This window comes from Mycolicibacterium houstonense (assembly GCF_900078665.2).
Lineage (GTDB): Bacteria > Actinomycetota > Actinomycetes > Mycobacteriales > Mycobacteriaceae > Mycobacterium > Mycobacterium houstonense.
This window is the reverse complement of the sequence record NZ_LT546207.1, coordinates 2,997,838-3,023,814: the sequence shown is the minus strand read 5'-3', so window position 1 is coordinate 3,023,814 and position 25,977 is coordinate 2,997,838. Positions and strand designations below refer to the sequence as shown.

Below are 25,977 nucleotides of genomic sequence, written 5' to 3'. Positions count from 1 at the left end.
GTCGTCGGGTCAGAGGTCGGGGATGGGCAGGTCGAGATTGGGCATGTTGAGGCCGCCGTCGACCTCGAGCACCTTGCCGGTGAGGTAGCTGCCGGCGGGGGAGGCCAGATATACCGCGGCCGCGGCGATATCGGCCGGATCGCCGAGCCGCCGCAACGGCGTGGCCTTCTCCATCGGATCGCGCAGCGCCTCGTTGGACGCGACGATGTCCAGCGCCGAGGTGAGGATCGAGCCCGGTGCGATGGCGTTGACGCGGATGCGCGGGCACAGATCCAGCGCGGACAGCCGCGTGTAGTGCGCCAGTGCGGCTTTCGCGGTGCCGTAGGCGGCGAACCCGCGCCCGGCCAGCCGGCCCACCGTGGAGGTGATGTTGATGATGCTGCCGCCACCCGAGTGCTCGAGGATCAGCGGCACCGCCGCGCACGTCAGGGCGTGCGCCGTCGACACGTTGAACGTGAAGGCATCGCGCAGGTCCTTGGTGGAGGTGTTCATCAGTGGTGCGGGCATGGTGCCGCCGACATTGTTGACGACGATGTCGAGCTTGCCGAACGCATCGACCGCGGCGGCCGCGAGCTCCGCGGTGGCCTCGGGGTGGGCCAGGTCGGCGGCGACGACGTGGGCCCGCCGTCCGGCCTCGGCGATCTGCCCGGCCACCTCATCGAGTTGGGCCTGTGTGCGGGCCGCGATCAGCACGTCGGCACCGGCCTCGGCGAACGCGAGTGCGGTGGCCGCCCCCAGTCCACGTCCTGCTCCGGTGACGATCGCAACCTTGTCGTCCAGTCGGAATCTGTCGAGAATCACCTACGCTCCGTTCCCTAGCTCGGCGCCACGCTAGCAGGGTGTCACGGCGTGCGGGAGGCGTTTTTGAAACACGTTCTAGTTGACTTCGGTTTCTCCTGCATGTCACTTGCGCGTTGTCCAAAGCCGCTCCGCGGCGGTGCTGACAGGCGCACACTGGAGTGGTCAGCTCAAGGTGGGGAGCCGCGATGACCCAGCAACGATATGACTTCTTCGGCGATGTTTTCGCGGGGCATTTCAGGCCCGCGATCGACCGATATCCGTCGACGGCGGGTGCGCTGGTTCATCGCCTGCTGGCCTGCACCGATGACGTGCAGGATCGCCTGGCGCAGGCGCGCCTCGCGGCGGCCGCGTGGGGAGAGGAGGAGTTCGGCCATGCGCGCGCCGCGCATCCGGCCTCGGAACTGTTCGTATTCACCCAGTGCGGGCTGATGTACGGCGCACGATTCGCCGATGCCCGTCACGCCCACTACTACCTGGCCACACCGCGCACGTTGTTCGACGAGTTCGTCGACCAGATCGAGCACATGCCGTTGCGCTTGGGCACGGTGGTCGCCGTAGACCGCCGGTGCAGCCGCGATCTGGAATCGGCCCATCCGATGGACGCCGCGCTGCGCCGCATCCTCGACGAGCACGAGGCCTTGCGCGTCGACGTGCCCGCCTAGCGTCGCTTCGAGCGGGTGTATGTAAACGCGGTGTTGCGACGGTGTTCGCTGCAGATTAACCGGTATGGATTCGGTATGAGATTGGCGGACAACGGAATTCGGACACTTAGAGTTCAGCCCACGTCAACGGAACCGAAAGGATCGGCTGAACCCTGTGAAACGGAACTTGAAGCACGCGCTTGTCGCCGGTGCCGGATTATGTGGACTCGACATCGCACTGGCGGCAACGGCTACCGCCGCGCCGACACCTGAGTCGTCGGCGAGCGAGACCATCAGTCAGCTGCAGAGCGAGGGATACCGGGTGATCTTGAGCAAGGTCGGCAGCGGTGCCATCGACAATTGCACGGTAAGCGCCGTGCGCCCAGGGCATTCGGTCATGGGTACGCAACCGCCGGCCGGTGCCGTCGGGATCACGTCCTTCAACCCCGGGCAGGTATTGCAGTACACGACGGTGTACGTGGATCTGGACTGCCGTCGCTGAGCTCGCGAGGTGACGGCCCGTGCCAGGCTAGTCCCGGCTACTTCTTCGCGGCAGTCTTCTTGGCCGCCGCCTTCTTGGCGGGTGCCTTCTTCGCCGGGGCTTTCTTGGCCGGCTCCTTGCCATCCTTGCTCGAATCCTTGCCGCCGCCGCGCGCCTTCACGCTGGCCTCGAGCTTGGCCAGCAGGTCGGACACATCCTCGGTCTCGTCGAGCTCGGTGGGTTGCTCTTCGACCGCGAAGGCTTCTCCGCCTTCGAGTTTGGCCTGCACCAGCTCGTGCAGCTGTTCCTGATAATCGTCGCGGAACTGATCGGGCTTGAAGTCGTCGGTCATCGACTCGACCACCTGCCCGGCCATCTTCAACTCGGCCGGCTTGATCTCGACTTCCTTGTCCAACACCGGGAAATCGGGATCGCGGATCTCGTCGGGCCACAGCAGGGTATGGATCATCATGACGTTGCGCTTGCTGAAGTCCTTGACCCGCAATGCGGCCAGCCGGGTCTTGTTGCGCAGCGAGAAGTGCACGATGGCCACCCGTTCGGTCTCGGCGAGGGTCTTGGCCAGCAGCACGTAGGACTTCGACGACTTGGAGTCGGGCTCCAGGAAGTAGCTCTTGTCGTACATCAACGGGTCGAGTTGTTCGGCCGGGATGAACTCCACGACCTCGATCTCACGACTGCGTTCCTCGGGCAGGGTGGCGATGTCCTCGTCGGTGATCACCACCATCTGGCCGTCGTCGGATTCGAAGGCCTTGTTGATGTCGCGGTATTCGACGACCTCGCCACACACCTCGCACACCCGCTTGTAGCGGATGCGTCCGTTGTCCTTGGCGTGGACCTGGTGGAACTTGATGTCGTGGTCCTCGGTCGCGCTGTAGACCTTGACCGGTACGTTCACCAGGCCGAAGGCGATCGAACCCTTCCAGATGGATCGCATAAGGCCAGTATGGCCCACCAGGTCGCCGAGAATCCTCACCTCACGTATCACCGGCGATTGGCATCCGTCCCCGTGGGCGGAGCGAGGGGGCCGAGCCGGAGCTCATTTGCCCCCTTTGCCCAGCCGATCAGGTGCGCTCGACGAGGCGGCGAACGGACTTGGGTACGTCGACGTCTGCGCCGACCCACGGCGCGGGAACGGGATCGCCGGCCACGGTCCGGAGCGGCACCACACCCGCCCATCCGCCGGCGGGAGTCGACTCGTCCGGTGCCGGCGGCGGTGCGTCGCGTACTTTGACCGTCCAGCCGTCGGGGGTGATCGGCAGGGCAATCGTCAGCGTCGCGGCGAGCTCCTTCTTGGTGCTGGCACGAACCTCTGCGCTGCGCCCGGGGATCAGCGAATCGCTCATCAGATCCAGTGCGTATGCCGACTCATGGGCGTCGATGACCGTCAGATGTCCACGCACCACCGCCGAGCGGTAATTGGCCGTGGAATCGAAAAGCGTGTCTGCCACGACGATTCCGTCGAGCAACGTGACGCAGAATGCCGCCGGCGCCCCGGCCGCGACCTGCCGCAGCGCACCGGCGCCGGTCGAGCCGTGGAGGATGACCCGGTCACCGTCGCGGGCGTAGAGCATCGGCACAACCCAGGGTTGTCCATCCGCCACGGTCGCGAGTGTGCCCACCGCCGCGGCGTCGAGCACGGCGTCGAGGTCGGCGCGATCGGTGCGGGCGCGGTGGCTTTCTCTTCTGATCTGCTTCACGAATCGAAGTCTGGCTTGATTCCGGATTGGTCAGAAGATCCAGAACTAGGTAAAAAGTGCAGACCACTATTGTGGTCGTCATGGCTCGCCACGCTACTGACCTGCACCTGGCCTTGCGGCTGCCATCCGGCGAGTCGCCGCTGCGTCAGCGGATCGCGACGGCCATCGTCGAACAGATCAGGATGGGCAGGCTCGGCCCCGGAGATGCGCTGCCGTCCACCCGCAGTCTCGCGGCCGAACTCGCGGTCGCGCGCTCATCCGTCGTCGACGCGTACGACGAGCTGGCCGCGGCCGGGTACACCACATCGAGACCCGGATCGGGCACCCGGATCGCCGACGGGGCGGACACCGCGGCCCTGGCGGGCGCGGCCTCACACGTCACTTCGGCTCCGGCCGCACCACAGGTGGCGCCCGGGCCGGGCCGGCGCCGGCCGGCCTGGGATCTCATGCCGGGACACCCTGACCCCGAGCTGATCGTCGCCACGGATTGGCGGCGNGATCGATGACACCGCGATCACCGCCGCACTCCGCGACCGGGGCGTCGCTGTGTCGCCGCTGTCCACGTTCTTCGCCGGCTCGCCAAGTGTCAGGGGACTGGTGTGCGGATATGCCCGCATGCCCGAGACGCAGGCCGACGCGGTGGCCGCAGTCATCGCGGACGTCATCAGGCCATGAAGCACGTTGCGCCACGGCGGAACGACTGTCCCGGGCGAAACGTCAGGCTTGAGCACCGTCGAGTGTCGCCCGGTCGGGCAGGTCCGCCCCGGCCCGCGCCACCGTCAGTGCCGAGGCTCGAACCGCCGCCGACAGCACCTGCTCCAGTGTCTCGGCGCTGATCCGCGCCAGGTCACGGCGGTGATCGGCGCCGAGCAGCCCGAACGACCACAGTGCATCGAGCATGCCGGTCATGAAGGCGTCGCCGGCTCCCACGGTGTCCACGACGTTCACGTGCTGCGCGGGTACCGACACGGAACCGGCCCGGCACACCGCGAACGCCCCGCGCTCGCCCGCCGTCACCGCGACGATCGACGGGCCGACCTCGAGCCAGGCCCGCGCGGTCTGTTCAGGGGTGTGGCGGGGGGGCACCCCGCGCCAGCTGTGGTCGGNGGCGCTGCGCACTCTCACGGTGGCGGCCGGGTTGGCCGGGCGGGACATCGCGTTCGAAGAACCAGGCTATGCCGAGGCGCGGCGGGCCTTCGAGATGTCCGGCGCCCGAACCCGTCCCGTGACGGTCGACACCGACGGCCTCGACCCGGCAGCGTTGCGCGCCGGCGACTCGGCCGTGTATTGCACACCGGCACACCAGTATCCGCTCGGATCCCGGCTACCTGTGCCCCGGCGCGCGCGTCTCGTGCAGTGGGCCGCGCGGACCGGCAGCCTGCTCATCGAGGACGACTACGACGGCGAGTTCCGGTACGACGTATCCGCACTGCCCGCATTGCGCGGCATCGACGGCGGGCGCGACTGCGTGGCCTACATCGGTACCGCATCGAAGATCCTCACGCCCGCGCTGCGGCTGGCCTGGCTGCTGCCACCACCGAGGCTACGGGGGCCCGCCGCCGATGCACTTGACGACAGTGGTGAATCGGTCTGCGGGATAACCGCTCTCGCCTTGGCTCGGTTCATCGAATCGGGTGCGCTCACCCGCCATCTCGCCCGGGCGGCGCGCACGTACTCGGCCCGACGATCGGCGCTCGTCGGCGCGCTCGAACGCCGGTGCCCAGGCGTCCAGCTACAGGGCGTCGAGGCCGGTCTGCACGTGGTGGTGCGGCTGGACGAGGGGATCGATGACACCGCGATCACCGCCGCACTCCGCGACCGGGGCGTCGCTGTGTCGCCGCTGTCCACGTTCTTCGCCGGCTCGCCAAGTGTCAGGGGACTGGTGTGCGGATATGCCCGCATGCCCGAGACGCAGGCCGACGCGGTGGCCGCAGTCATCGCGGACGTCATCAGGCCATGAAGCACGTTGCGCCACGGCGGAACGACTGTCCCGGGCGAAACGTCAGGCTTGAGCACCGTCGAGTGTCGCCCGGTCGGGCAGGTCCGCCCCGGCCCGCGCCACCGTCAGTGCCGAGGCTCGAACCGCCGCCGACAGCACCTGCTCCAGTGTCTCGGCGCTGATCCGCGCCAGGTCACGGCGGTGATCGGCGCCGAGCAGCCCGAACGACCACAGTGCATCGAGCATGCCGGTCATGAAGGCGTCGCCGGCTCCCACGGTGTCCACGACGTTCACGTGCTGCGCGGGTACCGACACGGAACCGGCCCGGCACACCGCGAACGCCCCGCGCTCGCCCGCCGTCACCGCGACGATCGACGGGCCGACCTCGAGCCAGGCCCGCGCGGTCTGTTCAGGGGTGTGGCGGGGATCCACCCAGCGCAGGTCGTCGTCGGAGGCCTTGACGATGTCGGCCCGTTCCACGAGCCGGTCGATCCGCCCGCGGGCGATGTCGTCGTCCTCGATCACGGCCGGCCGCACATTCGGATCGAAGCTGATGGTTGCCGACATGCGGTAGGCATCCAGCAGGGCGGCGGTGGCCCGGCAGCCCGGCTCCAGCACGGTGGCGATCGAGCCGGTGTGGACCAGCAGCGGGGTCGCCACCTCAGGGGTGCCGGCCAGCTGCCAGTCGATGTCGAACTCGTATCGGGCCGATCCCGAGGAGTCCAGGATGGCCGATGCAGTGGGTGTCCGGCCGGCCGTCAAGCTGCCCGAAACCAGTTGTACTCCAGAGCCTTCCACATAGTCGACGATGCGCTTGCCGTAGTCGTCCTCGGCGATGTGGGTGAGGAAGTCGACACCGCGCCCCAGGCGGCTCAGACCGACGGCCACGTTGAGCGGGCTGCCGCCGACGTACTCCGTGCGGTCGTTCCCCGCCGTTTCGGATGATCTCTCGACGATGTCGATCAATGCCTCACCGATGATCAGTGCGCGACTCATGACTGCAGGGCCTCCAGCGTTGCGCGGGCACCCACATTGTGCAGCGAATCCAGGGCCCACAGGTAGTCGTCGACAAATCGTGGCTGTTGGGCGAGGTCGCCGAACAGCGTGGTGTTCTCGATGAACGCCGTCGGGTGCCGGTGCTGGGAGCGGGCCAGCGGCACCAGGGAATCGGCCAGCGGGTCCTGAACGTCGATCGGTGCCCCCTGCTCGTCGACACCTTCGGCGTACCTGGCCCAGCTGGCCACCACGGCAGCCGACAACCGGACCGGCGCACCGGTTTTCAGGTTCTCGCGGATCACCGGGAGCAACCATTTCGGGATGCGGTCAGACGATGCGAAGCACAGTCGCGCGATGGTGTCGCGGACCCCGGGGTTGGCGAAGCGCTCGATGAGCGTGCGTTGGTAATCGGACAGGTCGATGCCGGGAACGGGCTGCAGCGTGGGGCTGCCCTCCGAATCCATGTAGGCGAGCAGGAATTGGGCGAACAAGGGATCGGCTGCGGCGTCGTGCACCAGCCGATACCCGGCCAGATAACCGAAGTAGCACAGTGCCTGATGGCCGGCGTTGAGCAACCGGAGCTTCATCAATTCGTAGGGTGTCACGTCATCGACCAGCAGTACCGCGGCCTGTTCGTATGGCGGCCGGCCCGCGGAAAACGAATCCTCCAGCACCCACGACGTGAACGGCTCGGCGACCACGGGCCACGCGTCGTAGACGCCGAATTCGGTGTGCACCGTTTCGATCACGTCAGCAGTGGTGACCGGGGTGATCCGGTCGACCATGGAATTGGGGAACCGGGTGTTGGCGCTGATCCACTCGCCCAGTCCGGGATGCCTGAGGTCGGCGTAGGTGGTGAAGGCGTGCCGGGCCACGTCGCCGTTGCCCTCGATGTTGTCGCACGACACGATCGTCGGCGACCCGGTGCCGCGGTCCCGGCGGCGCGCCAGGGCCTCGGTGACCAGGCCGAACACGTTCACCTCGGGCAGGCCGTCGAGTTGATAGCCGCCCTCGGTGATGGTCAGGGAGATGATCCGGACGGCCGGGTCGGCCAGCAGTTCGATGACGCTCTCGGGATCGTCGGGGGCGTAGCGGTAGTCGACGATCGAACCGATCACCCGCGCCTCACGACGACCGTCGGGATGCACCAGCATCAAGGTGTAGAGGCCGTCCTGGGCGGCCATCACCTCAGCCATCCGCCGGTCGGCCGGCAGCACGCCGACGCCGCAGATACCCCAGTCGCCGGCCACGCCCTGCTCGAGCAGGCGATCGAGATACATGGCCTGGTGCGCGCGGTGGAACCCGCCGACGCCGAAATGCACGATGCCGACGCGTACTTGGTCTCGGTCGTAGCTCGGCCCGGGGATCGGCAGCTGCGCCAATGTCGATGCGGCGAGCTTCATGACACGGTCACCACGCTTTTGACGCTACCCGGCACGCGATCGGAATCCAGTGCTTCAGCGGCCTTTTCCAGCGGGAAGCGCGCCGTCACCATGGCATCGAGGTCGACGAGTCCCGAGGAGACCAGAGAGATGGCGGTCGGCCAGGTGTTCGCGTATCGGAAGACCCCGGTGAGCAGCAGTTCCCGGTTCTGGATGAGCTGGGTGGGCAACGGCATCGTCTCCGCGCCCGACCCGACGAGCACCACCGTTCCGGCTGGGCGAACGGCCGCGATACCGGAGGCCACCGCGGCCGGTGCCCCGGAGGCGTCGATGAAGGTGTCGGTGCGCACGCCGGCGACATCGGCCGGCTGCAGCACTGTCGTCGCGCCGAAGCGCGCGGCCTGACCACGGCGGTACTCATCCGGATCGCTCACGATGATCTCGGTGGCGCCGTAGGCGCGCGCCACCTGGGTCAGGACGATGCCGATGGGGCCGGCCCCGGCGATGAGCACCGACGATCCGCCACGGATACCGGCCTTCCGGGTGGCGGCGATGCCGACGGACAACGGTTCGCACAGGGCTGCCGCATCGTCGGACATGGTGTCGGGCACCGGATGGGCGAACGCGGCGCCGATGGTGACGTAGTCGCAGAACGCGCCGTCCACCGGCGGCGTCGCGAAGAACCGCATGTGCGGGCACAGGTTGTAGTGGCCGGCGCGGGTCTCCGCGCTGTCGGGGTCCGGCCGTTGCGGCTCGATGGATACCCGCTGCCCGATGCGATCGGTGTCCACGCCGTCGCCCACGCCGACGATCGTCCCCGCCGCCTCGTGTCCGAGGACCAGCGGTGCGTCGACGACGAAACTGCCCACCCTCCCGTGCCGGTAATAGTGCGTGTCGGAGCCGCACACGCCCACCGACGAGACCCGGATCAGCACGTCACCGGCGGTTGGAATGGGAATGGGGCGCTCGGTGAGCTCTATGCGGCCGGGCTCGGTCAGCACCGCCGCCCGCATCGAGGCTGTCGCATTGACTGTTGTGTGGGTCACATTTCACATGTTAGCGTCATGAGCATCTACTCGCACCCGTGAGCATTTGCTCACAGTTGGAGGGGACGTGACCACACCGACGCCCGAGGATCTGCGTCTCGCGCTCCGCGCCGCGACGCTGTACTACCTCGACGGCCTCACCCAGGCCGAAATCGCGTCGCGATTGGGTGTCTCCCGCCCCACCGCGGGGCGGTTGGTCGCCCGGGCCAAGGCGAACGGCTTGGTTCGCATCGAGGTGGTGGTGCCGCCGGACCTGCGTGAGGATTTCCACGCCGACGAGGAGCGGGAGCTGGAGCGGCGGTTCGGGCTCACCGAGGCCGTCGTCGCGGCCAATGCCAGCCGGGCAGGTGCGGCGTTGTTGATCCGGCGGCTCGGCGCCGACGACGTGCTCGGATTCACGTGGGGCCCAGAGCAGGTCGGGGTGGCATCCGCGCTCGTGCCCGGGGTGGCGAGCTGCCGCGCGGTGGTGCAGCTCGACGGCGCCATGTCGACCGCGGCGTACCAGACCGGCACCGAGATCATCCTGACGCGCTGCGCGGATACCTTGCGGGCCGAGACCTTCCGGCTTCCCGCGCCCCTGTACGCCGACCCCGCCACGGTCGTCTCCATGCGGGGTGACTCGGTGATCTCCCGAACGCTGGACGCCGGCAGGCGGGCCGATGTGATGCTCTTCGGAGTGGGCGCCGTCTCGACGTCGACCACGCTGTTCGAAGGGAGCTTTCTCGACATCGGAATGATCGACCAGCTGGTGTCGCTGGGCGCGGTCGGCGAGATCGGCGGCCGCTTCTTCAACGCCGCCGGGGAGCCGGTGCACGACGAACTGCAGCAGCGCGCCATGTCGGTCCCGCTCGAGGACATCCGTACCTGCGACCGGACCATTCTGGTGTCCGGCGGGGAGGGCAAGTATCACGCGATTCTGGGCGCCCTGCGCGGCAAGCTGGCGCGCCTGCTGGTATGCGACATCGATTGCGCGCGTTGGCTGTTGGCGCAGTGAAGGGATGGGTTGACCGATGAGCATGATCAAGAGACTGGCGACCTGCCTGGCCACGGCGGCGGTGGTGATGACCGCCGGTTGCGCGGGGGCGGGCACCCTGGGTGCCACTGATCAAACGGTGACCATCGCGATGGTGTCGAACTCGCAGATGACCGACGCTCGTGACCTGGCCGACCGGTTCGAGGCGGCCAACCCGGACATCAAACTCCGGTTCGTCACCCTGTCGGAGAACCAGGCCCGAGCCAAGATCACCGCCTCGACCGCGATGGGCGGCGGGGAGTTCGACGTGGTGATGATCAGCAACTACGAAGCTCCGCAGTGGGCCGAGAACGGCTGGCTGGTCAACCTTTCCGAGCATGCCCGCAACACCCCGGGCTATGACGAGGACGATTTCATCCCATCCCTCAAGGAGTCCTTGTCCTACCAGGGCAGCATGTACGCCGTCCCGTTCTACGGCGAATCCTCGTTCCTGATGTATCGCAAGGACCTGTTCGAGCAGGCCGGGATCGAGATGCCGCGCAACCCCACCTGGCGGCACGTGGCCGACGCGGCCGCCAAACTCGACAAGCCGGGCGAGATGGTCGGAATCTGTCTCCGCGGCAAGCCCGGATGGGGAGAGGTGCTGGCACCGCTCGACACCGTGATCAACACTTTCGGCGGGCGCTGGTACGACGAGCAGTGGAATGCCCAGCTCACCAGCCCCGAGGTGCAGAAGGCGGTCAACTTCTACGTCGACCTGGTCCGCACTCACGGTGAGCCAGGCGCGGCGACAAGTGGTTTCGGCGAATGCGCGACCCAGTTCGCCCAGGGCCGCGCCGCGATGTGGTACGACGCCACCTCGGCGGTCTCGGTGCTGGAGGACCCGGCGTCGTCCAACGTAGTGGGCAAGGTCGGTTATGCGATGGCGCCGATGGTGGAAAAGCCCAACTCGGGATGGCTCTACACCTGGGCCCTCGGTATTCCCAAGAGCAGCGACAAACCCGATGCCGCATGGAGATTCATCTCCTGGATGACGGACAAGAACTACATCAGGTTGGTCGGCGAGGAACTCGGCTGGGCGCGGGTGCCCCCGGGCAGCCGGCTCTCCACCTACGACATCCCCGAATACCAGGAAGCATCAAAGGCATTCGGCAAGGTCACCCTCGATTCGATCGAAGGCGCCACCCCGGCCCGACCCACCGTCCAGCCCGTGCCGTACACCGGCGTGCAGTTCCTGGCCATCCCAGAGTTCCAGGATCTCGGCACCCGGGTGAGTCAACAGATCAGCGCGGCGATCGCGGGCCAGAAGTCGGTGACCGAGGCCCTCGAACAGTCGCAGCAGTACGCGGAAGTCGTCGGTCGGACCTACCAGGAGAAGCCATGACAACCACCGAGGCGCAGGCCGGGGCGCAGGCAGCGGCCGAGGCCGAACACGTCGCACGCATCAAACAGAAGCAGGACCCCGGGGTGTCGCGTGCAGAAGGTTGGCGCCGCCGCGGGCCGCTGCTGCCGGCGCTCATCTTCATGATCGTCGTCACCCAGATCCCGTTCCTGTTCACGCTGTACTACTCCACGCTCTCGTGGAATCTGGTGCGCCCGGGGTCCCGGGAGTTCGTCGGACTGCAGAACTACCTCGACGTGATCGGGGACAGCACCTTCTGGCAGGTGGCGATCAACACGGTGCTGATCATCGTGGCCACGGTGCTCATCTCGGTGGTGCTCGGGCTGATCCTGGCACTGCTGCTCGACCGGGCGTTCCTGGGGCGCGGTGTGGTCCGCACCCTGCTCATCACCCCGTTTTTGGTGACGCCGGTAGCCGGCGCGCTGATGTGGAAGACCGCGATGCTCGACCCGGTGTTCGGCATCGTGAACTGGGTGCTGTCGCCGTTCGGCGTCGAGCACATCGACTGGGTGAGCAGCTTCCCGCGCGCGGCGATCATTCTTGCCCTGGTGTGGCAGTGGACGCCGTTCATGATGCTGCTGATCCTCGCCGGGCTGCAGTCGATGCCCCGGGACATCCTGGAGGCGGGCCGAGTCGACGGCGCCACGTCACTGCAGCTGTTCCGTGAACTGACGTTGCCGCACCTGCGCCGCTTCATCGAACTGGGCACGGTGCTGGGGGCGATCTATCTGGTCAACACCTTCGACCAGATCTACATGATGACCCAGGGCGGTCCGGGTACGGCCAGCGCGAACCTGCCCTTCTACATCTACCAGCGCGCTTTCCTCGGCTTCGACATCGGCCAAGCCGCGGCGATGGGCGTCATCGTGGTGATCTTCACGATGATCATCGCCAGTTTCGCGCTGCGGCTGATCTTCAAATCGTTCACCGGCAACGAGGAGGCGGCCTGATGAGCACCGTCACGAAGACGACCGAGACCGCGGTGAAACCGGCAAAGGTCAAGCGCCGCAAGTTCGATCCGTGGGGTGCGGTGGCCTGGCTCGTGGGCCTGTGGTTCTTCTTCCCGGTGTTGTGGATGGTGTTGACCGCGTTCAAGCAGGAAGTCGACGCCTACACCACCACACCGAAGCTGTTCTTCGTGCCGACCCTCGACGAGTTCCGCGCGGTGTTCGCCCAGGGTGTCGGCACCAGCTTGCTGAACTCGCTGTTCGCCACCACTGTGTCGACGATTCTGGTTCTGGCCCTCGGCATTCCGGCCGCATTCGCGTTGTCGCTGCGTCCGGTGCGCAAGACGAAGGACGCGCTGTTCTTCTTCATGAGCACGAAGATGCTGCCGATCGTCGCCGCGATCATCCCGATGTACGTCATCGTGTCGAACATCGGTCTGCTGGACAACATCTGGGCGTTGATCATCCTGTACACGGCGATGAACCTGCCGATCGCGGTGTGGATGATGCGGTCGTTCTTTCTCGAGGTCCCCGGCGAACTCCTGGAGGCGGCAAGCCTCGACGGTGCCAGCACGTGGCGCTCGGTGCGCGAGGTGATCCTTCCGCTGGTCTCACCCGGCATCGCGGCCACCGCACTGATCTGCGTGATCTTCGCGTGGAATGAGTTCTTCTTCGCGGTGAATCTCACTGCGGTACAAGCTCAGACGATGCCGGTGTTCTTGGTCGGCTTCATCGCGGGCGAGGGCCTGTACTGGGCCAAGCTGTGCGCGGCGGCGACGATGGCCGCGCTTCCGGTGGTTCTGGCGGGCTGGATCGCCCAGAACAAGCTGGTTCGTGGACTGTCGTTCGGCGCCATCAAGTAAGGGGATAACACTCATGGCTGCAATCACTTACCGCAACGCCTCGTGCATCTACGAGGGCTCGGACCGCCTGGCTGTCGACTCGCTGAACCTCGACATCGCCGACGGGGAGTTCGTGGTGCTCGTCGGCCCCTCCGGATCCGGGAAGAGCACCGCGCTGCGCATGCTCGCCGGCCTGGAGGACATCGACGAGGGCAGCATCGAGATCGGTGGCAAGGACATGGTCGGCGTGCCGTCCAAAGACCGCGACATCGCGATGGTGTTCCAGAACTACGCGCTGTACCCGACCAAAACCGTTGCCGAGAACATGGGTTTCGCGCTCAAACTGCGCGGGGTTCCGGCAGCCGAACGGCGTCGCAAGGTGGAGGAGGCGGCCAAACTGCTCGACCTGGAGCAGTTCCTGGACCGCAAGCCCGCCAAGTTGTCCGGTGGGCAGCGCCAGCGCGTCGCGATGGGTCGCGCGATCGTGCGGGAGCCGCAGGTGTTCTGCATGGATGAGCCGCTGTCGAACCTGGACGCCAAACTGCGCGTGCAGACCCGCACCCAGATCGCCGCGCTGCAACGCCGGCTGGGGACCACCACGGTCTATGTCACCCACGACCAGGTCGAGGCGATGACGATGGGCGACCGGGTCGCGGTGCTGCGCAACGGGAAGCTGCAGCAGTTCGCCTCGCCCGCCGAGCTCTACAACAAGCCGGCCAACGCCTTCGTCGCAGGGTTCATCGGATCGCCCGCGATGAACCTGGTGACCGGGCCGATCGTCAGCGACGGTGTGCGGATCGGCGACGATGCCACCCTGCGGATCGAGCGGGATCAGCTGACCCTGCTGCACGACGCCGGGCTGGAGCAGGTCACCGTCGGCGTGCGGCCCGAACACCTCCAGGTTTCCGACAGCGGCGGAATCGACGTGGTCATCGACCTGATCGAGGACCTGGGCAGCGAGATCTACCTGTACACCCATGCCGGGCCGGACGTTCAGATCGTCGCCCGGGCGTTGTCGCGGGGTCCGGTCAAGCTGGCCGACAGCGTCGAGTTGCGCAAGACGCCGGAAGGTGTGGTCCATCTGTTCCACCCCGACACCGGCGAGCGCCTCTGAACTTGTGAGTACGCGAACTGCATCTGTATAGCCGGTTCGGACGAATCAGACCAGCCCCGCGACGAAGGCAGCGGCCTGATCCGGGTATGGCGGCAGCTCGTAGTTGCTGTGCGCGGCGCGGGTGCGCCCACCTTGCACACAGATCGGATCACCGGGGCTACACAGGTCGACAGCCCGCCCGGCGAACAGGCCGGTGCTCGACAGGGGAGTGCCGAACCTGTTGCCGGGATTGCCGAACACCGCGACGGCTGCGACGCGGTCAGCGCCGTATGGCGGCAGCGCGGGCGCTGAGCCGAACGTGCCGATGCGGTCCCCGATCGGCGGCACCCCGGCCAGCATCGAGACGGCGGCGGCGCCCTGCGAGAAGCCGCCCAACACGATTCGGGTGGCCGGGCAGTTGTCGGCCATCCAGCCAATGTGGCCTGCCGCGTCGTTCGCGCCTTCGGCGGTGGTCAGGAAGTTGATGCCGGCGGGATAGTTCACCGCGTAGATGCCGAGGCTGCGGGCACCGAGGAGCGATCGCAGCCGGTCGGCCAGTGCCTGACCCACCCGTCCGATGCCGGGTGGTTCGCCGGTGCCGCGGGCGAACAGCAGCTCGACGTCGGGGCACGGTTCGGCCGATGCCGCGGGGACCGGGCCGCAGGTGATGCCCACCGATATCAACGCGGCCGCGGCGCAGCCGGCGAGTACGCGAGTGAACGCCATCGAGTGATGTTCACACACGAGCGGTCGACTCGGCACCAAGAGTGCGCACAGATCGCGTCTTCTCCCCGAACCGCTGTCTCACCGCAGGCTCGTCAGAGCATCGCCGGTTGACCCGTCAAGCCAGCAAAAGTGGGTACTTTGAGTTCATGGAGCGCTATGAACGGGTTCGGCTGACGAACCCTGACAAGGTGCTCTATCCCGCGTCCGGCACCACCAAAGCCGAGGTGTTCGACTACTACCTGAGCATCGCCGAGGTCATGGTGGCGCACATCGCCGGCCGCCCGGTTACCCGCAAACGCTGGCCCAACGGGGTCGAACAGGCATCGTTCTTCGAAAAGCAGTTGGCGTCGTCGGCGCCGAACTGGCTGGAGCGCGGCACCCTCGTGCACAAGTCGGGCACCACCACCTACCCGATCATCAATACCAGGGAGGGGCTGGCCTGGATCGCCCAGCAGGCCTCCCTCGAAGTGCATGTGCCGCAATGGCGTTTCTCGCCCGACGGCGATCAGGGCCCGGCGACCCGGATCGTGTTCGATCTCGATCCTGGCGAGGGCGTCACGATGCCGCAGTTGTGCGAGGTGGCCCAGGCGGTGCGAGAGCTGATGGGCGACATCGGGTTGACGACGTATCCGCTCACCAGTGGCAGTAAGGGCCTGCATCTGTATGTGCCACTGGCCGACCCGATCAGTTCCCGCGGCGCCTCGGTGCTGGCCAAGCGGGTGGCCGTGCAGCTGGAGCAGTCGATGCCCAAGCTGGTCACCGCCACGATGACGCGCAGTGTGCGGGCGCAGAAGGTTTTCCTGGACTGGAGCCAGAACAACGGGGCCAAGACCACGATCGCGCCGTACTCGCTGCGCGGTCGGAAGTACCCGACCGTCGCCGCGCCCCGCACCTGGGACGAGATCGCCGACCCAGATCTGCGTCATCTACGGTTCGATGAAGTGCTGCAACGGGTTTCCGATGACGGGGACCTGCTGGCCGGGCTGGACGAGGACGCGCCACGCCCCGACAAGCTCACCACCTATCGCAGCATGCGTGACGCGGCCAAGACACCTGAGCCCGTGCCGCAGGACATTCCGGCCACCGGCAACAACGACCGGTTCGTGATCCAGGAGCATCACGCGCGGCGCCTGCACTACGACCTGCGACTGGAACGCGACGGAGTGCTGGTCAGTTGGGCGGTGCCCAAGAACCTGCCCGAGACCACCGCGGTGAATCACCTTGCGGTGCACACCGAAGACCACCCGATCGAGTACCTGACCTTCCACGGCGACATTCCCAAGGGGGAGTACGGCGCCGGGAAGATGGTCATCTGGGACAGCGGAACGTATGAGGCCGAGAAGTTCCGTGACAATGCACCGGACGGTCCCGAGAAGGGCGGGGAGGTCATCTTCACGCTGCGCGGCAACCGGATCGACGGCCGGTACGCGCTGATCCAGACCGAGGGCAAGAACTGGCTCGCGCACCGGATGAAGGACCAGAAATCGGCAACACCCGACCCGCAGGATTTCGCGCCGATGCTGGCCACCGAGGGGTCGGTGGACAAACTCAAGGCCGGCCAGTGGGCTTTCGAGGGCAAGTGGGACGGCTACCGAGTGCTGGTCGATGCCGATCACGGACGGCTGCAACTGCGTTCGCGCCGCGGGCGCGATGTCACCCGCGAGTACCCGCAATTGCAGGCGCTGGCCGCCGATCTCGCCGATCACCACGTGGTGCTCGACGGCGAGGCGGTGGCCCTCGACGAATCCGGGGTGCCCAGTTTCGGGGAGATGCAGAACCGGGCCCGCTCCACCCGCGTCGAGTACTGGGCCTTCGACATCCTGTGGCTCGACGGCCGGTCATTGTTGCGGGCCAAGTATTCCGACCGGCGAAAGGTGTTGGAGGCGTTGGCCGCCGGCGGCGGGCTGATCGTTCCCGAGCCGCTGCCCGGAGACGGTCCGGAGGCCATGGAGCATGCCCGCCGACACCGGTTCGAGGGCGTGATCGCGAAGAGGCGGGATTCGACCTACCAGCCGGGCCGGCGGTCGGCGTCCTGGATCAAGGACAAGATCTGGAACACCCAGGAGGTCGTCATCGGCGGCTGGCGTCAGGGCGAGGGCGGGCGTAGCAGCGGGATCGGGGCACTGCTGCTCGGGGTGCCCGGCCCGGACGGCCTGCAGTTCGCAGGCCGGGTCGGTACCGGTTTCACCGACAAGGAGCTGACGAAGCTCAAGGGCATGCTCAAGCCGCTGCACACGGACGAATCGCCCTTCGACAAGCCGCTGCCGAAGCTCGATGCCAAAGGGGTCACCTTCGTGCGGCCCGAGCTGGTAGGGGAGGTCCGCTACAGCGAGCGCACCTCGGATCACCGTCTGCGCCAACCGAGTTGGCGCGGCCTGCGGCCGGACAAGATCCCGGACGAGGTGGTGTGGGAATCAGGGCACTAGATCGCGGGTCCCGTCGAGCGCTTCCCGCAGGCCTCGCGTGGCCAGCTCGTCGGCCAACTCGTTGTCGGCGATACCGGAGTGCCCTTTCACCCAGAACCACTCGACTTGGTGCTGGGCGCAGGCGGCCTGCAGGCGCTGCCAAAGGTCGACGTTCTTGACCGGCTGCTTGGCGGCGGTCAGCCACCCGTTGCGTTCCCAGCCGAGCACCCATTTTGTGATGCCGTTGCGGACATAGGTGCTGTCGGTGTGCAGATGCACCACCACGGGCCGGGTGAGCGCTTCGAGCGCCATGATGGGCGCCATCAGCTCCATCCGGTTGTTGCTCGTGGTGCCGGGGTCCCCGCCGTACATCTCCCGGACATGGGTGCCGTGGCGCAGCACCGCGCCCCAGCCGCCAGGACCAGGGTTCGGGCGGCACCCGCCATCGGTGTGGATGACGACGACGTTGCTGTCCATCATTTCTCCTGTGCCTCGGCGAGAAGGCGTACTGCGCTCGGGCCGACGCCGTGAAGGGCGAGAAGTTCATCGAGATCTGCGGGCAGATCGGCAAGGGTTCGGTAACCGGCGTCGATGAGGGCGCCGGTCGCGGGCCGACCGATCCGGATGCCGTCGAACAGCGGGCCTCGGTCGGCGGGATCGGTCACCTGCTGAGGATAGGCAACAGCGTCGAGCGGCCGGCGCCCCGACACACGTCACCGGCGGGGAGTCGCCGAGATCACCGCCGTCGGGACCGTCATGCCGAGGTCGCGATGCCGCAGCGTGGTGATCCGGCGGCCGGGCTGCACCGCGTCCTTGACGGGCCCGGCGCAGTCGCCGAAAAACCTCGCCGTCGCGTCGAGGTCGGTGGCGACGTAGGTGATTCCCCAGAGCGTCGAGGCACCGTCACCCGTCGACTCCGGAGATCCGACGACCTCGAGGATCACTTCACCGAGCCGGAAGAAGATCTGCCGGATCCGGCGCCCGCCCAGTTCGCCGTCCCGCTCCCGGCGGGCGGCCACGCCGATCTTGGCCAGTGACGCCACCGTGCGGTCCAGGTCAGCGGACATCAGCACGACATGGTCGATCGCGATGACGCCGTTGGGGTGGGTGGCCGGCTCCGTGGTTGCCCGGTCTGAGCTCGTCGTCGGGATTCCGTCGAGGTGTTCGACGGGAGCGTCCCACGGCAGACCGCGCAATGACCACCCGAGAATGCCGGTGCCCTGGTCACGCAGTCGGATCCGCACGCCGCCGATCCGGCACAGCGGATCCGCGGTGCCGCGGGAGTCGACACTGAACCCGGCCCGTGCCCAGGATTCCGGTGCATCTGCGACGTCGATCGCGTCGAGGGTGACGGTCATCGACGTGAGAGCTTATCGGCACGGTCACCTGCGGGGCGGCCGTAAGGCTTTCATGGCCAGCCGCATCACCGGTTCGGGCAGCCGGTCCTTGGCCGACAGTGCCGCGTCGGCGGCCCGGGTCCGCAGCGGCGTGCCGCGGCCGAACCACCGGTTCAACGGGCCACCGGATGGTTCGAGGTCGACGTGCAGGGGCGGCTTGCCGTCGGCGGCGCCGAGCGCGTGCGCGATGACGATGCGCTGGATCTCACTGGTGCCCTCAAAGATGGTGTACAGCTTGGCATCCCGGTACCACTTCTCGACCGGATGGTCGGTGACATAGCCCCAGCCACCCAACGTCTGGATGGCGCGCTCGGTAGTCCTGACCGCCACCTCGCTGGCGGCCAACTTCGACATCGAGCCCTCGCCGCGATCGAACGGCACGCCGGTGGCCGCCATCCAGGATGCCCGCCAGGTGAGCAGGCGGGCGGCATCGATCTGGGTGGCCAGGTCGGCGAGCGGAAAGGCGATGCCCTGGTTGTCGATGATGGGTCCGCCGAAGGCCACCCGGCGGTTCGCATACTCCGTTGCGTATTCCATTGCCGCCCGGGCGATCCCAAGGGCCTGCGCTGCCACCATCGGCCGGGTCTGCTCGAAGGTTCCCAGGGTGGCGGAGCCGGAATGCCGGGCGCCCTCGACCACCTCATGGGCTCGGGCCAGCTTGCGCTCCAGTTTCTCCGGACCGCCCAGCAGATTGCCGGCCGGAACCCGGACGTCGTCGAACTTGAGCTCGGCGGTATGTGAGGCGCGGCAGCCCAGCTTGTCCAGTTTGCGCACCATCTCCAGCCCCGGCGTGCCGCCTTCCACGATGAACAGCGCCTGGCCCTTGTGTCCGAGCTCCTTGTCGACGACGGCATTGACCACGTGCACGTTGGCGATGCCGCCGTTACCGATCCACATCTTGTGGCCGGTGATGATCCAGTCCGCGTCCGGTCCGGAGCCATCGCGGACGGCGTAGGTGCGCAAGTTGCGCACATCGCTACCACCCTCGGGTTCGGAGATCGCCAGCGCTGCGAGCTTGAGATCGCCCGGGGTCCCGAAGCATTCGGGTGCCCACTGCAGCATCTGTTCCGGCGTGGCGGCTTGGCCGATGGCCGACAGCGCCAATGCCGGCATGACGATCGCGAGCCCGATCCCGGCGCAGCCCCAGAACAGTTCTTCCATGAACATGGGCAGGGACAGCCCTGTCGGGTCGCCGATCAGATCGCGATAGAACAGTGGACTGTAGAAGCCCTGGGTGGCCGCTTCCTCCAGCACCGGCCACGGAAACTCCTGCCGCTGGTCATAGTCGGCCGCGACGGGCCGTATGACCTGCTCGGCGAATTCGTGTGTTCGGCGGGCCAGGTCATGTTGAGCGGCGGTAGGCGTGATGTCGAAGGCCACGGACAGTCGGATACCCAGCAGACGCGGCCGTCGAACGCACCTGCCGTGTTCAGTCGGTGGACTGGCTGGCGGCGGCGATTCGCTGCTGCGCCTCGGCGGGGGGGATGGGGAGCCGCCCCGNGGGTCAGCGCGTGGACCGACAGTGCGTCGATTTCCTTGCAGGCGGCGTTCAGGTGATCGAGGGCTTCACCGACGATGGTCCGCTCGATGTCCCTCTCGGATACCATTATCGAACTCATGTTCGGTACCGTACTCCGGCGCACCGACAAGTCCGGCGGCCTCGCACAAAACAATCGGCCGCACAAATTGTGCGGCCGATCGTAGGCGCTGATATTCGCCAAACCGCGATAAACGGTTTGGTGGCTCAAACAAATGTGTGCCCTGTTTTATTCCCCACTCAGCAGGCCACGTCGACATAAACGGTCTTTGAAATCACCGTCGTGTTGACCGAGCCGCCACCCCTGGAGTCGGTGGTGGAGTGTGTCTGCCCTTGGCGCACGCCCAGCACCGTGCAGTTGGACAGTGGTGCCGCTCCGGTACGGTTGACGATCACGTGATAGCCGCTGGTCTGGAGGCTTTTCACGGTTTGTTCTGCCGATTGCCCGGTCGGGGCGGCGGCGGCGATGCCGCCGAGGAATGTGCCTGCGGCCAGCGTGCCCGCGGCGAGCGCAGCGATGGTGTATACCTTCATTTCCCAACCCTCCATTGCAGGCGTACCGGGAGTCCCGCTACTTCCGGTTGCCGCCTATAACGTCTAATTGGGAATCGGGTCGGAAAATTCCGTAGTTCTCAGCTGAAAATACGAAATTTCTCAGATTGGTCGGCGGACGCCGCGGGTGCTCAGGTCTCCTCGACGGTGATCCGGAGTCTCGGCTTGCGCGCGGCTTCGGTGCTGCCCATGCGGTCCCATACCGCGTCCACCAGCGGTGCCAGCAGCATGTCGCCCATCTGGCGTACCAGGACGGCCACGATCTGGGTTGACTGCCGTCGTTTGGTCGACGCGCGGCCGGACTTCCGCAGCGCACTGACCTCGCGTTCGGTGAGTTCGACGAGGACGTCGAGCAAGTGCAGATTCTCCCCTGAAGGGTCGAGCAGCGCCCGGCGCACGTAATTGACCACCGGTGGGTTGGCCTCCAGCATCCGGCGCACGGCCTCATCGCGGGCCGCGGCGAGGCCGTTGGGGTGGTCGGTGTCGGGTACCTCGGCAAGCGCGTCCGCGAAGTAGTCCACCACCAGCTGATCCACCGCGTCGCGCAGGCCCGCCTTGGTCTTGTAGTGGTGTTGCACCAGTCCCAGCGTCACGCCTGCTTCGGAGGCGATGGCGCGCAACGAGATTCGGTCCTGGCCGTGCTTCGCGTACAGGTCGAGCGCGGCGTTGCGGATGCGAGCCTTCGCTGTCAGGTCCTCATCCCTGGCGCGCGGGTTGGCCATGTTGTCTCCTCCCGGCCGCACATGTTACTTGACCAGCAGGCTTTACAGCCGTTATGTAGACGATACAGTTGTATCGGAATCCAACGAGGTGAGGTATAGCCGTGTCTGCACTCTTTCCCGATTACCGGGCGTCCTGGGAGACCGATCAGCATCGCGAACTGCGCCGGCATGCCGCGGAGTTCTTCCGCAGAGAAGCCACCCCGAACCAGGAACGCTGGGCTCGTAATCACCAGGTCGACCGCGAATTCTGGAACAAGCTCGGCGACGCCGGGCTGCTGGGTCTTGACCTGCCGGAGGAGTTCGGCGGTGCCGGCGGTGACTTCGGCTTCTCAGCGGTGGTCGCCGAGGAGTTGGCGCTGGCCCACGATTCGGCCTCGGGCTGGGTGGTGCACTCGCCGATCGTCGCGCACTACATCGATACCTATGCCAACGCCCAGCAGAAGCAGCGCTGGATGCCGAAGATCATCAGCGGTGAGGCGGTGCTGGCCATCGCGATGACCGAACCGGGCACCGGGTCGGACCTGCAGGCGGTACGGACCACTGCCGTCCGTGATGGGGGCGATTACGTTATCAACGGGTCGAAGACGTTCATCTCCAACGGAACTCACTGCGATCTGCTGGTGATCGTCGCCAAGACGGACCCCGCACAGGGGGCGGCGGGCATCTCGCTGATCGTTGCCGAGACCAACGACCAGCTGCAGGGCTTCGAACGGGGACGGGTGCTGGAGAAGGTCGGGCAGCACGGTCAGGACACCCGGGAACTGTTCTTCTCCGACATGCGGGTTCCGGTGGCGAACCTGCTCGGGGAACAGGAGGGGCTGGGTTTCTATCAGCTGATGGAGCAGTTGGCCCGCGAGCGCCTGGCGATCGCGTCTGTGTGCTCCGGTATGGCGGAGGCTGCTGTGTTGGAGGCGATCCGCTATACGAAAGAGCGTGAGGCCTTCGGGAAACCGCTGATCGGCTTCCAGCACAATCGGTTCGCCCTCGCCGAGCTCAAGGCTGAAGTGCTGTCGATCAAGACGACGGTCGACTACTGCGTGCAGTCCTACATCGACGGCCGCAACGATCCCGCGACGGCATCGATGGCCAAGCTGGTGGCCGCCGACAAGGGTGTTGCCGTGGTCGACCGCTGTGTGCAGTTCTTCGGCGGCTACGGCTACATGATGGAGTACCCGATCGGCCGGGCCTATGCGGCCGCGCGGGTCAACAAGATCTACGGCGGGACAAGCGAAATCATGAAGGAGATCATCAGCCGGTCGCTCTGACAGGCGGAGTTCCTTGCTTGCGGTCGGTACTTCCGCCCGGCAAGGCGGCGCAGGTCGGCCCAACCTGTGCCATCGTTGAAAGATGAGTACTGACGGGTACAGCGTCGACGACGAAGACCAGTTGACCCAGGAAGACACTCTGATCGATCGGGGCGTCGATGACCTGCTCGACGAGGGCTACTCGCCGCCCGACCGCTGGCGGGAACCGCGCGACAACGAAAGCCTCGACGAGTTGCTGGCCGAGGAAGAACCGGACCCTGCGATGCAGCTCGACGACGCCGACTACCCAGACGAACAGGCCGGCGACGACGAGGTCGGCGGCCGGCGATCAGGCCGGTTGGTCGCCCCCGATGCGGGCTTCGGCGTGGACGACGAGGCCGAGCTGCTCGGCACCGATGTCGGCATCGACGGAGGCGCGGCCTCCGCCGAGGAGGCCGCGGTCCACATCATCGAGGAGTAGAACGCCGTCCTTGGAGCGCCACCGAGACGGTGAACACCAGCAGCCCGCCGACTGCCAGTAGTGCGCCGGCCGCCGCGGGCGCGGTGTAGCCGAGCCCGGCCGCGATCACCAGGCCACCCACCCAGGCGCCCGTGGCATTGCCGATGTTGAGCGCGGAGTGGTTCAGCGCGGCGGCCAGCGTCTGCGCATCGTGAGCGACGTCCATCAACCGGGTCTGCAATGCCGGGCCGACCGCCGAACCCGCCACGCCGACACCGAACAGCAGCGGCAACGCGGTCCACGGGTTGTGCGATCCCACCGAGAACGCGGCCAACAGCGCGGCCAGTGAGCCCAGCGACAGGTACAGCGCACGGACCACCGAGACGTCGGCCAATCGGCCGCCGATCAGGTTGCCCACGACCATGCCGAGCCCGAACACCATGAGCGCCACGGGAACCAGGGACCGGGGGAGGCCCGTCACGTCGGTCATCGTGGTGCTGATGTAGGTGTACACCGCGAACATTCCGCCGAAGCCGATCATGCCGACGAGCACAGCGAGCCACACCTGAGGGCGACGCAGCGCGCCGAGCTCGGTCAGCGGGCTGGTGACGTGCATCGACCGCAGATGGTCGGGCAGCCACCGCCACAACGCGGTCAGCGTCAGCACCCCGACCGCGACCACGAGGCCGAACGCGCTGCGCCACCCCAGCGCCTGGCCGAGCCACGAGGCGAGTGGGACGCCGAGCACGGTCGCGACGGTCAGGCCGCACAGCACGTAGGCCACGGCCTTCGCGCGGTTCCGCGGCCCCATCAGATGTGCGGCGGCCAGCGCGGCAATCCCGAAAAACGCACCGTGTGGCAGGCCGGTGACGAACCGGGCGAACACCAGGGTCAGATAGGTCGGCGCGAGCATGCTGGCCACGTTGCCGAGGGTGAAGACCGCCATCAGAGTGAGCAGCAGAACCTTGCGCGGCCAGCGCGCGGTGAGTGCGGCGATGACGGGCGCGCCGACCACCACGCCCAGCGCGTAGGCGGAGATGACGTGACCCGCGGTGGGCTCGCTGATCCCGAAGCCGGTGGCGATGTCGGGCAGCAGGCCCATCGCGACGAATTCGGTGGTGCCGATCCCGAAGCCGCCGAGGGCCAGGGCGAGCACCGCCAGCGTCCGCACGGTGGGGTCGGGCGCGACAACGGCACGCGACGGCGGGCCGTCCATCGGGGTCGGACGTTCGAGGGAGGTCGTCATATGCAGGCTTTCCGAGGGTTCACTGATTGGAGCTCTCGGACAGCGTTGGCGAGAACGGCGGGTGCAACGCTAACGGCGCGCCCGCTGTTCCCTCAAATTCATCGTTCGATGCCCACCGCTTTCCACACCTGGGCTGTTGATCGGCGACGGCCGCGACCCAGCTGTGGAAAACGGCGCAACGAAAACGCCCTAGACCTTGGCGATGACGTTCTCCGCGAACTTCTCCAGGTGCCGGATCTTGCGGTCCAACGGCTCGGGGTCGTCGCCCTTGATGTAGGGCAGGCGGAAGCCGACGATCACGTCGGTGACGCCCTTGTCCTCAAGCCGTTTGATGCCGTCGGGCGTGTACGCGTCGGCGGAGATGACGTGGACCTCAAACGGTCCCGTCCGGCCTTCCTCCGCTCGAATCTCGTCGAGTCGGTTGAGCAGGACGTCGAGATCGTCGGTTCCGCCGCCGTGCATCCAGCCGTCGTTGCGGGCCGCGCGGCGAAGGGCGGCCTCGGCGTGCCCGCCGACGAGGATGGACACGGGCTTCGACGGTGCCGGGGTCATCTTGGTCTTGGGGATGTCGTAGAACTCGCCGTGGTACTCGAAGTAGTCACCGCTGGTCAGTCCTCGGATGATGTCGATGCACTCGTCCATGCGCTTGCCGCGCCGCGCGAACGGCACGCCCATCAGCTCGTAATCCTCGGGCCACGGGCTGGTTCCCACCCCCAAACCCAGCCGGTTGTCGAACAGCGCGTTGAGTGAGCCGACCTGCTTGGCCACCAGCGCCGGCGGGCGGATCGGCAGCTTGAGCACGAAGAAGTTGAACTTCAGCGTGGTGGTGACCGCACACAGGGCCGAGGCCATGACGAAGGCCTCGATGAACGGCTTGCCGTCGAGGAACTCCCGGTTGCCGTCGGGGGTGTAGGGGTACTTCGAATCGGATTCGAAGGGGTAGGCGACGCTGTCGGCGATCGTCATGGCGTGATAGCCGGCCGCCTCGGCGGCCTGGGCCAACGGCATGTAGTAGGTGGGATCGGTCATCGCTTCGGCGTAGGTGAACCGCATGCCGTACACACTAGAACGTGTTCTAGTTCTATGGGGCCGATCGGGCAGGCATGATGACCGGGTGCCCGCCTGGCTGACCCGCAATGTCCGGGTGCTGTCGGCGGTGTCCTTCCTGCAGGACGCCGCGAGTGAGCTGCTCTACCCGCTGCTGCCGATCTATCTGACCACCGTGCTCGGCGCACCGCCGGCGGTGGTCGGCGCGGTGGAGGGGGCCGCCGAGGGCGCCGCCGCGATGACCAAACTCGCCGCGGGACCACTCGGCGATCGGTTCGCCAAGCGGCCCCTCATCGCCACCGGCTACGGGATGGCGGCCCTGGGCAAGGTGATGGTGGCGGCCGCCGGCGCGTGGTCCGGCGTGCTCGCGGGCCGGGTGG

27 protein-coding genes and 2 pseudogenes are annotated in these 25,977 nt (G+C 67.0%); 13 read left to right on the top strand and 16 right to left on the bottom strand.

From position 1 onward, the window contains the following. Positions 1-9 precede the first annotated feature (9 nt). Positions 10-801, bottom strand: a complete 792-nt coding sequence (locus BN4332_RS15250) for an SDR family oxidoreductase (protein WP_066899310.1) — start codon at positions 799-801, stop codon at positions 10-12. Positions 802-986: 185 nt separating this feature from the next. Here BN4332_RS15250 and BN4332_RS15245 point away from each other — a divergent pair, with 185 nt between their 5' ends. Continuing rightward, a complete protein-coding gene (locus BN4332_RS15245) occupies positions 987-1,463 on the top strand; it encodes a glucose-6-phosphate dehydrogenase (RefSeq protein ID WP_066899308.1) in 477 nt (158 codons plus the stop codon). Positions 1,464-1,617: 154 nt separating this feature from the next. Beyond that, complete coding sequence (locus BN4332_RS15240; RefSeq protein WP_235654105.1) at positions 1,618-1,944, top strand: hypothetical protein; 327 nt, start codon at positions 1,618-1,620, stop codon at positions 1,942-1,944. A gap of 37 nt (positions 1,945-1,981) precedes the next feature. On the opposite strand, the gene ku is transcribed toward BN4332_RS15240, so the two are convergent. Further along, complete coding sequence (ku, locus tag BN4332_RS15235) at positions 1,982-2,878, bottom strand: non-homologous end joining protein Ku (RefSeq protein WP_066899306.1); 897 nt, start codon at positions 2,876-2,878, stop codon at positions 1,982-1,984. A gap of 127 nt (positions 2,879-3,005) precedes the next feature. Next, the gene (locus tag BN4332_RS15230) at positions 3,006-3,641 is read right to left on the bottom strand and encodes a pyridoxamine 5'-phosphate oxidase family protein (RefSeq protein WP_066899304.1); all 636 of its coding nucleotides are present in this window, start codon (positions 3,639-3,641) and stop codon (positions 3,006-3,008) included. A gap of 80 nt (positions 3,642-3,721) precedes the next feature. On the opposite strand from BN4332_RS15230, the gene BN4332_RS15225 reads away from it, so the two are divergent. Beyond that, a complete protein-coding gene (locus tag BN4332_RS15225; protein ID WP_096867090.1) occupies positions 3,722-4,147 on the top strand; it encodes a GntR family transcriptional regulator in 426 nt (141 codons plus the stop codon). A gap of 211 nt (positions 4,148-4,358) precedes the next feature. Here BN4332_RS15225 and BN4332_RS15220 read toward each other — a convergent pair. Continuing rightward, a pseudogene (locus BN4332_RS15220) lies at positions 4,359-4,733 on the bottom strand (PfkB family carbohydrate kinase); the annotation flags it as partial. A 10-nt stretch (positions 4,734-4,743) separates the two neighbouring features. On the opposite strand from BN4332_RS15220, the pseudogene BN4332_RS15215 reads away from it, so the two are divergent. Next, positions 4,744-5,601, top strand: a pseudogene (locus BN4332_RS15215) (aminotransferase-like domain-containing protein); the annotation flags it as partial. Positions 5,602-5,643: 42 nt separating this feature from the next. Here the strand turns inward: BN4332_RS15215 and BN4332_RS15210 are convergent. Genes BN4332_RS15210 through BN4332_RS15200 form a run of 3 tightly spaced genes read right to left on the bottom strand, consistent with a single transcriptional unit; the run spans position 5,644 to position 8,971 of the window. Beyond that, positions 5,644-6,576: a carbohydrate kinase family protein gene (locus BN4332_RS15210; protein WP_066899297.1), complete on the bottom strand. Its 933-nt coding sequence runs from the start codon at positions 6,574-6,576 to the stop codon at positions 5,644-5,646. Next, positions 6,573-7,979 carry a mannitol dehydrogenase family protein gene (locus BN4332_RS15205; protein ID WP_066899295.1) on the bottom strand — a complete coding sequence of 469 codons (1,407 nt, stop codon included), beginning with the start codon at positions 7,977-7,979 and terminating at the stop codon, positions 6,573-6,575. Before BN4332_RS15205 ends, BN4332_RS15210 begins: the two co-directional genes overlap by 4 nt. Beyond that, complete coding sequence (locus tag BN4332_RS15200; protein ID WP_066899293.1) at positions 7,976-8,971, bottom strand: NAD(P)-dependent alcohol dehydrogenase; 996 nt, start codon at positions 8,969-8,971, stop codon at positions 7,976-7,978. The genes BN4332_RS15205 and BN4332_RS15200 overlap by 4 nt, the downstream gene beginning before the upstream one ends. A 100-nt stretch (positions 8,972-9,071) precedes the next feature. On the opposite strand from BN4332_RS15200, the gene BN4332_RS15195 reads away from it, so the two are divergent. The 5 genes from BN4332_RS15195 to BN4332_RS15175 are packed head-to-tail and all read left to right on the top strand — an operon-like array spanning position 9,072 to position 14,282. Continuing rightward, the gene (locus BN4332_RS15195; protein WP_066899291.1) at positions 9,072-9,998 is read left to right on the top strand and encodes a sugar-binding transcriptional regulator; all 927 of its coding nucleotides are present in this window, start codon (positions 9,072-9,074) and stop codon (positions 9,996-9,998) included. Positions 9,999-10,014: 16 nt separating this feature from the next. Next, complete coding sequence (locus tag BN4332_RS15190) at positions 10,015-11,361, top strand: ABC transporter substrate-binding protein (RefSeq protein WP_066899289.1); 1,347 nt, start codon at positions 10,015-10,017, stop codon at positions 11,359-11,361. Next, positions 11,358-12,329 carry a carbohydrate ABC transporter permease gene (locus tag BN4332_RS15185; protein WP_066899287.1) on the top strand — a complete coding sequence of 324 codons (972 nt, stop codon included), beginning with the start codon at positions 11,358-11,360 and terminating at the stop codon, positions 12,327-12,329. The genes BN4332_RS15190 and BN4332_RS15185 overlap by 4 nt, the downstream gene beginning before the upstream one ends. Further along, the gene (locus tag BN4332_RS15180) at positions 12,329-13,189 is read left to right on the top strand and encodes a carbohydrate ABC transporter permease (RefSeq protein WP_066899285.1); all 861 of its coding nucleotides are present in this window, start codon (positions 12,329-12,331) and stop codon (positions 13,187-13,189) included. Before BN4332_RS15185 ends, BN4332_RS15180 begins: the two co-directional genes overlap by 1 nt. A 13-nt stretch (positions 13,190-13,202) precedes the next feature. Continuing rightward, positions 13,203-14,282, top strand: coding sequence for an ABC transporter ATP-binding protein (locus BN4332_RS15175; protein WP_066899283.1), 1,080 nt, complete (start codon positions 13,203-13,205; stop codon positions 14,280-14,282). Between the two features lie 45 nt (positions 14,283-14,327). Here BN4332_RS15175 and BN4332_RS15170 read toward each other — a convergent pair whose 3' ends face one another. Next, complete coding sequence (locus BN4332_RS15170) at positions 14,328-14,945, bottom strand: cutinase family protein (protein ID WP_235654276.1); 618 nt, start codon at positions 14,943-14,945, stop codon at positions 14,328-14,330. Positions 14,946-15,133: 188 nt separating this feature from the next. On the opposite strand from BN4332_RS15170, the gene BN4332_RS15165 reads away from it, so the two are divergent. Next, positions 15,134-17,413: an ATP-dependent DNA ligase gene (locus tag BN4332_RS15165; protein WP_066899279.1), complete on the top strand. Its 2,280-nt coding sequence runs from the start codon at positions 15,134-15,136 to the stop codon at positions 17,411-17,413. On the opposite strand, the gene rnhA is transcribed toward BN4332_RS15165, so the two are convergent. The 6 genes from rnhA to BN4332_RS15135 all read right to left on the bottom strand — a co-directional run bounded on the left by rnhA (position 17,402) and on the right by BN4332_RS15135 (position 21,600). Continuing rightward, complete coding sequence (gene rnhA / locus BN4332_RS15160) at positions 17,402-17,869, bottom strand: ribonuclease HI (protein ID WP_066899277.1); 468 nt, start codon at positions 17,867-17,869, stop codon at positions 17,402-17,404. The genes BN4332_RS15165 and rnhA overlap by 12 nt on opposite strands. Continuing rightward, a complete protein-coding gene (locus BN4332_RS15155) occupies positions 17,869-18,057 on the bottom strand; it encodes a helix-hairpin-helix domain-containing protein (RefSeq protein ID WP_066899275.1) in 189 nt (62 codons plus the stop codon). Before BN4332_RS15155 ends, rnhA begins: the two co-directional genes overlap by 1 nt. A gap of 48 nt (positions 18,058-18,105) precedes the next feature. Further along, positions 18,106-18,750, bottom strand: coding sequence for a VOC family protein (locus BN4332_RS15150; RefSeq protein ID WP_066899273.1), 645 nt, complete (start codon positions 18,748-18,750; stop codon positions 18,106-18,108). Positions 18,751-18,774: 24 nt separating this feature from the next. Continuing rightward, positions 18,775-20,169, bottom strand: a complete 1,395-nt coding sequence (locus BN4332_RS15145) for an acyl-CoA dehydrogenase family protein (protein WP_066899271.1) — start codon at positions 20,167-20,169, stop codon at positions 18,775-18,777. 397 nt (positions 20,170-20,566) lie between these two features. After that, positions 20,567-20,860, bottom strand: coding sequence for a hypothetical protein (locus BN4332_RS15140; protein ID WP_066899430.1), 294 nt, complete (start codon positions 20,858-20,860; stop codon positions 20,567-20,569). Positions 20,861-21,009: 149 nt separating this feature from the next. Then, the gene (locus tag BN4332_RS15135) at positions 21,010-21,600 is read right to left on the bottom strand and encodes a TetR/AcrR family transcriptional regulator (protein WP_066899269.1); all 591 of its coding nucleotides are present in this window, start codon (positions 21,598-21,600) and stop codon (positions 21,010-21,012) included. Between the two features lie 101 nt (positions 21,601-21,701). Here BN4332_RS15135 and BN4332_RS15130 point away from each other — a divergent pair, with 101 nt between their 5' ends. Together BN4332_RS15130 and BN4332_RS15125 are read left to right on the top strand one after the other, a co-directional pair. After that, positions 21,702-22,865 (top strand): acyl-CoA dehydrogenase family protein, encoded by a 1,164-nt coding sequence (locus BN4332_RS15130; RefSeq protein ID WP_066899267.1) that lies wholly within the window; start codon positions 21,702-21,704, stop codon positions 22,863-22,865. A gap of 82 nt (positions 22,866-22,947) precedes the next feature. Beyond that, on the top strand, positions 22,948-23,325 hold the full coding sequence (locus BN4332_RS15125; protein WP_066899265.1) for a DUF5709 domain-containing protein: 378 nt from the start codon (positions 22,948-22,950) through the stop codon (positions 23,323-23,325). Here BN4332_RS15125 and BN4332_RS15120 read toward each other — a convergent pair. Both BN4332_RS15120 and BN4332_RS15115 read right to left on the bottom strand, forming a co-directional pair. Continuing rightward, positions 23,312-24,550, bottom strand: a complete 1,239-nt coding sequence (locus BN4332_RS15120; RefSeq protein WP_066899263.1) for an MFS transporter — start codon at positions 24,548-24,550, stop codon at positions 23,312-23,314. The two genes, BN4332_RS15125 and BN4332_RS15120, sit on opposite strands and share 14 nt — an antisense overlap. Before the next feature lie 189 nt (positions 24,551-24,739). After that, positions 24,740-25,603 carry an LLM class flavin-dependent oxidoreductase gene (locus BN4332_RS15115; RefSeq protein ID WP_066899428.1) on the bottom strand — a complete coding sequence of 288 codons (864 nt, stop codon included), beginning with the start codon at positions 25,601-25,603 and terminating at the stop codon, positions 24,740-24,742. A gap of 61 nt (positions 25,604-25,664) precedes the next feature. Between BN4332_RS15115 and BN4332_RS15110 the strand changes: the two genes are divergently transcribed. Then, a partial coding sequence (locus BN4332_RS15110) for an MFS transporter (protein WP_160110869.1) occupies positions 25,665-25,977 on the top strand: 313 nt, incomplete at its 3' end.